Below are 552 nucleotides of genomic sequence, written 5' to 3'. Positions count from 1 at the left end.
TCACCATCGAGTAGGTCTCTTCTGCTTGGGTCGGGTTGAACGCGCGGAAGGTGTTGGCTTTGTCGCCATCTTCAAACAGCGTGTTCTCCACCGTCGCGCCGTGAATCGCACAGAGCAATGCTCCCCCCAAGATGCCAGCCACGCCCATCATGTGGAACGGGTTCAGCGTCCAGTTGTGGAACCCTTGCAGGAACAACAGGAACCGGAAAATCGCCGCTACGCCGAAGCTCGGGGCAAAGAACCAGCTCGATTGTCCCAACGGGTACATCAAGAACACCGACACAAACACCGCAATCGGTCCACTGAAGGCGATCGCGTTGTAGGGACGGATGCCCACTAGGCGAGAAATCTCAAACTGGCGCAGCATGAACCCAATCAAGCCAAAGGCTCCATGCAATGCCACAAAGCTCCACAAGCCGCCAATTTGGCACCAGCGAACGAAGTCGCCTTGGGCCTCAGGGCCCCACAAAAACAGGATGGAGTGACCCATGCTGTCGGCAGGTGTGGATACTGCCACGGTCAAAAAGTTGCACCCTTCTAGGTAGGAGCTTG

The 552-nt window shown here is 56.7% G+C and carries 1 pseudogene; it reads right to left on the bottom strand.

Features of this window, described 5'->3' with window-relative positions:
- A pseudogene (locus tag JUJ53_RS25505) lies at window positions 1-552 on the bottom strand (photosystem II D2 protein (photosystem q(a) protein)); the annotation flags it as partial.

Source organism: Leptolyngbya sp. CCY15150, from assembly GCF_016888135.1.
Lineage (GTDB): Bacteria > Cyanobacteriota > Cyanobacteriia > RECH01 > RECH01 > RECH01.
Note: the sequence above shows the minus strand (reverse complement) of the source record. Positions and strands in the feature narration are given on the sequence as shown.